Origin of the sequence: Vogesella sp. EB (assembly GCF_001037925.1) — a bacterium.
GTDB classification, from domain to species: domain Bacteria; phylum Pseudomonadota; class Gammaproteobacteria; order Burkholderiales; family Chromobacteriaceae; genus Vogesella; species Vogesella indigofera.
In genome coordinates this window covers 58,968-67,210 of sequence record NZ_LFDT01000018.1, presented here as the reverse complement: position 1 = coordinate 67,210, position 8,243 = coordinate 58,968, and the positions used below count along the sequence as shown (strand labels likewise).

The 8,243-nt window shown below is 67.0% G+C and carries 6 protein-coding genes; 4 read left to right on the top strand and 2 right to left on the bottom strand.

The window, feature by feature from the left end:
- Window positions 1-150 precede the first annotated feature (150 nt).
- Both argJ and recQ read right to left on the bottom strand, forming a co-directional pair.
- Window positions 151-1,368: a bifunctional glutamate N-acetyltransferase/amino-acid acetyltransferase ArgJ gene (gene argJ, locus ACG97_RS11455; RefSeq protein ID WP_047967495.1), complete on the bottom strand. Its 1,218-nt coding sequence runs from the start codon at window positions 1,366-1,368 to the stop codon at window positions 151-153.
- Between the two features lie 55 nt (window positions 1,369-1,423).
- On the bottom strand, window positions 1,424-3,220 hold the full coding sequence (gene recQ / locus ACG97_RS11450) for a DNA helicase RecQ (RefSeq protein WP_047967494.1): 1,797 nt from the start codon (window positions 3,218-3,220) through the stop codon (window positions 1,424-1,426).
- Window positions 3,221-3,342: 122 nt separating this feature from the next.
- Here recQ and ACG97_RS11445 point away from each other — a divergent pair, with 122 nt between their 5' ends.
- From ACG97_RS11445 to ACG97_RS11430, 4 genes are read left to right on the top strand one after another with little or no spacing between them, the layout of a single operon-like run.
- Window positions 3,343-3,825, top strand: a complete 483-nt coding sequence (locus tag ACG97_RS11445) for a surface-adhesin E family protein (protein WP_047967493.1) — start codon at window positions 3,343-3,345, stop codon at window positions 3,823-3,825.
- 41 nt (window positions 3,826-3,866) lie between these two features.
- Complete coding sequence (locus ACG97_RS11440) at window positions 3,867-4,634, top strand: ParA family protein (RefSeq protein WP_047967492.1); 768 nt, start codon at window positions 3,867-3,869, stop codon at window positions 4,632-4,634.
- Window positions 4,635-4,651: 17 nt separating this feature from the next.
- Window positions 4,652-7,222, top strand: coding sequence for an ATP-binding protein (locus ACG97_RS16960; protein WP_053068152.1), 2,571 nt, complete (start codon window positions 4,652-4,654; stop codon window positions 7,220-7,222).
- Complete coding sequence (locus tag ACG97_RS11430; RefSeq protein ID WP_047967491.1) at window positions 7,222-8,109, top strand: response regulator; 888 nt, start codon at window positions 7,222-7,224, stop codon at window positions 8,107-8,109. The genes ACG97_RS16960 and ACG97_RS11430 overlap by 1 nt, the downstream gene beginning before the upstream one ends.
- Window positions 8,110-8,243 lie beyond the last annotated feature (134 nt).

Genomic DNA, 8,243 nt, shown 5'->3' with positions numbered 1-8,243 from the left:
GCCCTGCCCCGCCAGCCAAATATTCAAATCCCGCCTTTTTACGCCCGATTTTTATATTTACCCGCTTTTGAAACGTTAACGGCCGCCTGACGGCGGCCGCTGACGCGGACAACGTTGGCCGCAAACCCTGCGGCCAACCCTGGGCAATGCTTAACTGCGGTAGTCGGCGTTGATCTTCACGTACTCATAGGAGAAGTCGCAGCTCCACACCGTGGCGTTGGCCAGACCGCGACCCAGCACCACGCGCACGGTGATTTCAGCCTGCTGCATCACGCGCTGGCCGTCCGCTTCCTGGTAGTCCGGATTGCGGCCACCGTCCTTGGCCACCAGCACGTCGTCCAGGTACAGCTCGAGCCGATCGACATCCAGATCGTTGATGCCGGCGTAGCCGATGGCGGCGAGCAGGCGGCCGAGGTTGGGGTCGGAGGCGAAGAAGGCGGTCTTCACCAGCGGCGAACGGCCGATGGCGTAGCCGACGGCCTTGCACTCGGCGACGCTGCGGCCGCCTTCGACCTGGATGGTGATGAACTTGGTGGCGCCTTCGCCATCGCGCACGATGGCCTGCGCCAGCTCGACGGAGACGTCCAGCAACGCGGCCTTCAGCTGCTCGTAGGCCGGGTGGGTGACGGAGTCGATGCGCGGCGTATCGCTCTGGCCGGTGGAGATCAGCATGAAGCTGTCGTTGGTGGAGGTGTCGCCGTCGATGGTGATGCTGTTGAAGCTGAGGTCGGCGACATCCTTCACCAGCTGGCTCAGCACCGGACGGGTGATGGCGGCGTCGGTAGCGATGAAGCCGAGCATGGTGGCCATGTTCGGGTGGATCATGCCGGCGCCCTTGGCGATGCCGGTGATGTTGACGGCGTGACCGTCGATGTCGATGGTACGGCTGGTCGCCTTCGGCGCGATGTCGGTGGTCATGATCGCCTCGGCGGCGTCAGCCCAGGTAGCGGCCTGCCGTGTCGGCAGTGCGGTGACGATCTTGTCGACCGGCAGCGGCTCGAGGATCACGCCGGTGGAGAACGGCAGGATCTGTTCCGGCAAGCAGTCCAGTTCTTGGGCCAGCGCCTCGCACACCGCGCGGGCGTTCTGGCGGCCGGATTCGCCGGTGCCGGCGTTGGCGTTGCCGGTGTTGATCACCAGCGCGCGGATCTGCACGCCGGCGTCGAGATTCTGTTTGCAGATCTGTACCGGGGCGGCACAGAAGCGGTTTTGCGTGAACACGCCAGCGACGGTATTGCCCTTGTCGATGCGGATGACCAGTACGTCCTTGCGGCCCGGCTTCTTGATACCGGCGCAGGCGTAGGACAGGTCCACACCGGCGATGGGCGCGAGCTGCGCGTTATCGATGGGCTTGAGATTCACTGGCATGACGTTTCTCCGTAATTTGGTGTCGCGTCATTGTAACTGAATCCGTGATCCCGGATCACGCCTCGCCGTCGCGCACCAGCGCCAGCAGCGCACTGCCGTAACGGGCGACCTTCAGCTCGCCGAGGCCGTAAATCTTCTTCAGTGCGGCCAACGTTTGCGGCCGTTGCAGCACCAGTTCCTGCAGGCTCTTGTCGGAGAACACCGCGTAGGCCGGCACGTTGTGCTCGTCGGCGGTGGCCTTGCGCCAGCGGCGCAGCGCCTGCCACAGCCGCTCCTCGCGCTCGGTGCGCAGCCAGCGCTCGGCGTGCACGCTCTGCCGTTTCTTGTCGTCGGCCAACGGCCGCAGCGCGATCTGCTGCTGCCCCTTCAGCAACGGCCGGCAGGCGTCGGTGAGCAGCAGCGACTGGCCGCGCACGATGTCGACCACCAGCAGCTTGCGCGCCACCAGCTGGCGGATGATGGAACGCCAGCCCTTCTGGTTCAGCTCGCGGCCGATGCCGAAGGTGGACAGCTTGTCGTGGCCGAAGTGGGTGACGCTCTGGTTGGCGCGGCCGAGCAGCACGTCGATGACATGGCTGGCCGCGAAGCGCTGCTCCACTCTATAGATGCAGGACAGCAGTTTCTGCACCGGCACGGTGGCGTCGAAGGTGGCCGGCGGGCGCTGGCAGTTGTCGCACTGGCCGCACGGCGCCGACGCCTCGCCGAAGTAGGCGAGAATCTGCTGGCGGCGGCAGCTGGCGGTTTCGCAGTAGCCGAGCATGGCGTCGAGCTTGGTCAGCTCCACCTGCTTCTGCTGCTCCGCGCTGTCGCCGGATTCGATCATCTGCGTAAGCTGCACCATGTCGTTGAGGCCGTAGCACAGCCAGCTGGTGGCCGGCAGGCCGTCGCGACCGGCGCGGCCGGATTCCTGGTAGAAGTTCTCCGGGCTTTTCGGCAGGTCGATGTGGGCGACGAAGCGCACGTCCGGCTTGTCGATGCCCATACCAAAAGCAATGGTCGCCACCATCACGATGCCGTCCTCGCGCAAAAACGCGCGCTGGTTGGCGTCGCGCTCGGCGTGGCTCATGCCGGCGTGGTAAGGCAGCGCGCGCAGGCCGTTTTCGCACAACCAAGCCGCGGTGTCGTCCACCCGCTTGCGCGACAGGCAGTAGACGATGCCGGAGGCGCCGGGATAGTCGTGTTCGATGAAGGCCAGCAGCTGCTTCTTGGCGCTGTCCTTCTCCACCACCTGGTAGAACAGGTTGGGGCGGTCGAAGCTGGTGACGAACTGGCGCGCGTCCTGCAATTGCAGGAAGTGCAGCATGTCGGCGCGGGTCTCGGCGTCGGCGGTGGCGGTCAGCGCGATGCGCGGCACCTGCGGCCAACGCTGGAACAGCAGCCCCAGCTGCTGGTATTCGGGGCGGAAATCATGCCCCCACTGGCTGACGCAGTGCGCCTCGTCGATGGCGAACAGCGCGATCCGCGGCAGGCTGGCCAGGAAATCGAGAAAGCGCGGGCTGAGCAGGCGCTCCGGCGCCACGTACAGCAGGTCCAGCTCGCCGCTGCGCGCCATGCGCGCGATCTCGCGGGCGTCGTCCGGCGCGGTGGCAGAGTTGAGGCAGGCGGCGGCGACGCCGGCTTCCTGCAGCGCCGCCACCTGGTCCTGCATCAGCGCGATCAGCGGCGACACCACCAGCGCCACGCCGTCTCGCAGCAGCGCCGGGATCTGGTAGCACAGGCTTTTGCCGCCGCCGGTGGGCATCAGCACCAGCGCGTGGCCGCCGTCGGCGACATGCTCGATGATGTCGCCCTGCATGCCGCGGAACGCCGGGTAGCCGAAAGTGTTCTGAAGTATCGAGAGCGCGTGCTGCATCGGTGATTTCCATTGGGGGCGTCCATTGTACGCCAAAGCGGCACGCCGCCCGCGACTCGCCACTTTGGCTTTATCGGCAGAGTGTGCGAGACTTTCCCATGTCTTTAGAAAGTAGCCGTGATATGCGATTGATTTTCCTTGCCGCCGCCAGCCTGCTGCTGGCCGCCTGCGCCACCCAGCCGCGTCCGGGCAGCACCAAGCCGGTCCGGCCCGGCACCGCCAAACCGCTACCGGCACCGGTCACGGTGCCCAACGCCGAGTGGCAGATCATCGGCGTGTCGCCCAACGGCAATATCCTGCACGAGGTCGACGTGCTGAGCATCCGCCGCGAAGGCGCGCTGACGGTGTTCCGCGACCGCAAGACCATCTTCAATCCGCGCAAGGAAAACTTCCTCAACACGCCGCAGCACAAGTATTCGCTGAACCAGTGGGAAGTGAACTGCACCGCCAAGACCTTCCGCCTGCGCAGCATGGCGCTGCTCGACGACGGCGGCCGCCAGCTACTCAGCCGCAGCTTCAGCGAGGCGGAGATCAAGCCGATGCCGGTGGTGAAGCAGTCCGCCGCCTTCCAGCAGGTGGAATTCGTCTGCCAGCGCAGCCGCTGAGCGGCCTAACGATTTCGTGATTTGACCCCCGGGGAGCCAGCATGCGTCGCGTTGTATTCAATCAGAAGGGCGGGGTCGGCAAGTCGACCATCACCGTCAACCTCGCCGCCGCCGCTGCCGCCGCCGGGCGCCGCGTGCTGGTGGTCGATCTCGACCCGCAGGGCAACAGCAGCCACTACCTGAGCGGCAGCACCACGCCGCCGCCGGTGTCGGTGGCCGGGCTGTTCCACCAGATGCTCAACATCAGCATGTTCGAGAAGCCGGTGACCGACTTCGTCACCGCCACCGCCCACCCCAACCTCAGCCTGCTGGCCTCGCACCCGGAACTGGCCGAGCTGATGGTGAAGCTGGAAGCGCGCTACAAGATGTTCAAGCTGCGCGACGCGCTGGAACAGCTCGACGGCGACTTCGACGAGATCTGGATCGACACCCCGCCGGCGCTGAACTTCTACACCCGCTCGGCGCTGATTGCGGCCAACCGCTGCCTGATCCCGTTCGACTGCGACAGCTTCTCGCGCCACGCGCTGCTGGGGCTGATCGACAGCGTCGGCGAGATCCGCGCCGACCACAACAGCGGCCTCAGCGTGGAAGGCATCGTCGTCAACCAGTTCCAGCCGCGCGCCAGCCTGCCGCAACGGCTGGTGCAGGAGCTGCGTGACGCCGGCCTGCCGGTGCTGGACCCGCCGCTGTCGGCGTCGGTGAAGATCCGCGAATCGCACGAGCGCAGCCTGCCGATGGTGTACCTCGATGCGCGCCACAAGCTGTCGCAGGAATTCGCCGCGCTGTACCAGACCCTGCGCCGCCAGTAAGTGCACAGGGCCGCCCGGTGATAACCGCACGCTCGCCGCGCATCCTGTGGCTGCTGGGCACCTGCAGCGGCCTGCTGCTGTGGCTGGGCGCCAGCTGGCTGCAGCAGGACAGCGAACGGCAGCAGCTGCGCAACCAGCAGCTGCGCGAGGCGGAACTGCTGGTCGACAACGCCGCCAACCAGCTCAACTACGCGCTGCTGGCCGGCCAGGCCGCCACCGAGCTGCTGCTGTCCGACAACGGCCACAACGGCCAGAGCGCGTTCCAGCGCTTTGCACCGTTCATCCTCTCCGACAACACGCTGTTCGATTTCGTCGCCACCGCGCGTCGCATCACCCCGCCGCAGCGGCTGCTGTACGAGCGGCAGCAGACGGTGATCCTGCGCGAATACCGCGACAACCGGCTGACCACCGCGCAGCCGCGGCCGCTGCACTTCCCGGTGGAGCAGCAATACCCGGAAAACAGCAAGGCGCTGCCGGCACAGCTCGACCTCGCCTCGCAGGGCAATGTCGAGGCCGCGCTGCAGCGGGTGAGCAAGACCGGCCGACCGGCGATCGCGCTGATCCAGGCCGGCAACGCCAGCCGCCTGTCCGCCTTCTTCAGCGCCCGCGGCCGCCCCGGCGACCAGCTGCTGGTGATGGGCATCAACCCCGGCGGCCTGATCAGCACGGTGCCGATGGCCGGCGACGTGTTCCGCCCGGCGCTGCCCTACCGCCTGCGCGTGCTGCTGAAGGATCGCGCGCAGACGGTGATCCTCGACAGCGTGGGGCTGGATCATCCGCCGCCGCCGGAACAGCCGGCGCTGTCGTCCACCCGCACCATCGGCGGCCAGCCGCTGATCTTCGAGCTGTACCCGACCGCCGACAGCGACAGCAGCCACCACTACGGCCAGGACGCGGCGATACTGCTGGCGCTGGTGATCATGGCCACGCTGTCCGGCCTGATCGTGCGCCACAGCCAGCACAGCCAGCAGGCACAGCGCCAGCGGCTGCAGGCACAGGGCACGCAGAACGCGCTGCTGCAACAGCAGCTGCAGCAGCAGCAGCAACAGGAAGACGGCTACAAGCAGACCATCCTGCGCCTGCGCGCCATCGTCGAGGGCAGCGGCGACGCCATCCTGGTGATCGGCCGCGACGGCCTGATCCGCGACCTCAACCGCGCCGCCGAGGCAATGCTGGGCCAGTCGCGCGACGTACTGCTGGCACTGCCGGCCGGCGCGCTGCTCAGCGAGCTGCATCCGGCGGAGCCGGCGCTGGGCTTCGAGCACCACGTCGCGCCGCGCATCGGCCGCCCGTTCGAGGCGCTGATGATCTGCAGCGCGTCGCAGATGCTGCAGGTGGAGGTGTCGCTGACCCACGTGGTGATCGAGCAGGACGCGGTGTACATCGCGGTATGCCGCGACATCTCGGCGCGCAAGGCGAGCGAGGCGGCGCTGATCCAGCTGAAGGACTCGCTGGCGGAACAGGTGGAAACGCAGAGCCGGCAGCTGTCGGCGCTGCTTGATGCCAGCCCGATGGCGATGGCCTACATCGTCGAGCTGGAGTTCAAGCAGGTCAACCACGCCTTCCTCGAGCTGTTCCACCGCCGCGAGGACGAGATCATCGGCCAGTCGACGCGCATCCTGTACGACAGCGACGAGCACTTCGCCCGCACCGGGCGCCAGGTCTACCCGGTGCTGCACAGCGGCCAGGTGTCGCAGGGCGAGATCTGCCTGCAGCGCGGCGACGGCGCGGCGCAGTGGGTGTACATGTACGGCAAGGCGGTCAGCGCCGACAAGCCGGCACTGGGCTCGATCTGGCTGTACCAGGACATCTCGGCGCAGCGCACGGCGGAAGACAACCTGCGCCACGCCAAGGAGCTGGCCGAGGAAAACAGCCGCGCCAAGACCGAATTCCTCGCCAACATGTCGCACGAGCTGCGCACGCCGATGCACGCCATTCTCGGCTTTGCCGAGATGGGGCAGAACCGCGTCGAGCGCGTCGCCGCCGACAAGCTGCGCCACTACTTCGAGCGCATCCACAGCAGCGGCACCCGCCTGCTGACCCTGCTCAACGACCTGCTCGACCTGTCGAAGATGGAGGTCGGCAAGATGATCTACACCATGGCGCCGTGCGACGTCGGCCAGGTGGCGCGCGAGGCGGTGGACGAGCTGCGCGGCATGGCGCAGCGCCACGATGTCTACCTGCAGCTGGTAGTGCACGGCAACGCGCCGCTGTACGCCGAGATCGACGCCTTCCGCATCGGCCAGCTGCTGCGCAACCTGCTCAGCAACGCCATCAAGTTCAGCCCCGCCGGCGCGCCGGTACAGATCGACCTCGCCATCGACACGGCGGCCAACCTTTGCCTCAGCGTGCGCGATTTCGGCCCCGGGGTGCCGGCCGCCGAGCAGGAGCAGATCTTCAACACCTTCATTCAAAGTTCGCTGACCAAGACCGGCGCCGGCGGCACCGGCCTTGGGCTGGCGATCTGCCGCGAAATCGTGCACGCCCACCGCGGCCGCATCGAGATCCTGCCGGTTGCCGGCCGCGGCGCCCATTTCCGCGTCACCCTGCCGCGAGGCAGCGTTGGCGCCAGCGAGGAATCAGCCTGATGAAAAAACGCCTGTTACTGGTCGACGACGAACCGTTCAACCTGGAACTGATGACCGACCTGCTGGAAGACGCCGGCTACGATACGCAGCAGGCGCTGAACGGCGAGGACGCGTGGCAGATCCTGCAGCGCGAGGGCGAACAGTTTTCCGCCATCCTGCTCGACAAGATGATGCCCGGCATCAGCGGCGTCGACCTGCTCAAACGCATCAAGGCCACCGAGCGGCTGGCCTTCCTGCCGGTGATCATGCAGACCGCGGTCGGCGCCGCCGCCAGCGTGCAGGAAAGCCTGGCCGGCGGCGCCTTCTACTATCTGACCAAGCCGTTCTCGCGCGACATGCTGCTGGCGGTGGTCGCCGCCGCCACCGAGCACTGGGACCGCCACCAGTACTTCGTCGAGCTGGCCAACCAGCAGCTGGACGCGCTGCAGCACCTGGAGCAGGCCAGCTTCGGCTTCCGCCAGCTGCACGAGGCGCGCTGCGTCACCGCACTGCTGGCGCGCACCAGCAGCAGCCCGGAAAAGACCGCCACCGGCCTGTTCGAGCTGATCGTCAACGCCATCGAGCACGGCAACCTGGAGCTGGACTATCAGGAAAAAACCCAGCTGCAGCGCGAGGACCGCTGGCAGGAGACGCTGCAACAGCGGCTGGCCGACCCGGTGCTGGGCGCGCGCGAGGTTCGCGTCAGCATGCAGCGCCACGGCCGCGACCTGCACTTCAGCATCAGCGACCAGGGCAACGGCTTCGACTGGGCGCGCTACCTGGTCGACGACCCCACGCAGCTGATCAGCAGCCACGGCCGCGGCATCCTCATCGCGCGCAAGCTGTCCTTCGACCAGCTGCACTACCAGGGCAACGGCAACCAGGTGCTGGCCATCGTTCACGGCTGAGCACCGGTTCATGATCGGCTGTGACGGATGTCCACAGGGCGATGCGGCGTTGAAAACGGCTTCGGCATGCGGGTTTATCTCCCGCTAAACGCCGCGTCCTCTGCCGTTTTCGCCTTGTCCGCGTGAGCGCGCGA

Excerpts from the sequence above, each read along its gene's own strand:
- recQ (WP_047967494.1), bottom strand. The coding sequence starts at position 3,220 with ATGCAGCACGCGCTCTCGATACTTCAGAACACTTTCGGCTACCCGGCG.
- ACG97_RS11445 (WP_047967493.1), top strand. The coding sequence starts at position 3,343 with ATGCGATTGATTTTCCTTGCCGCCGCCAGCCTGCTGCTGGCCGCCTGC.
- ACG97_RS11440 (WP_047967492.1), top strand. The coding sequence starts at position 3,867 with ATGCGTCGCGTTGTATTCAATCAGAAGGGCGGGGTCGGCAAGTCGACC.
- argJ (WP_047967495.1), bottom strand. The coding sequence starts at position 1,368 with ATGCCAGTGAATCTCAAGCCCATCGATAACGCGCAGCTCGCGCCCATC.
- ACG97_RS11430 (WP_047967491.1), top strand. The coding sequence starts at position 7,222 with ATGAAAAAACGCCTGTTACTGGTCGACGACGAACCGTTCAACCTGGAA.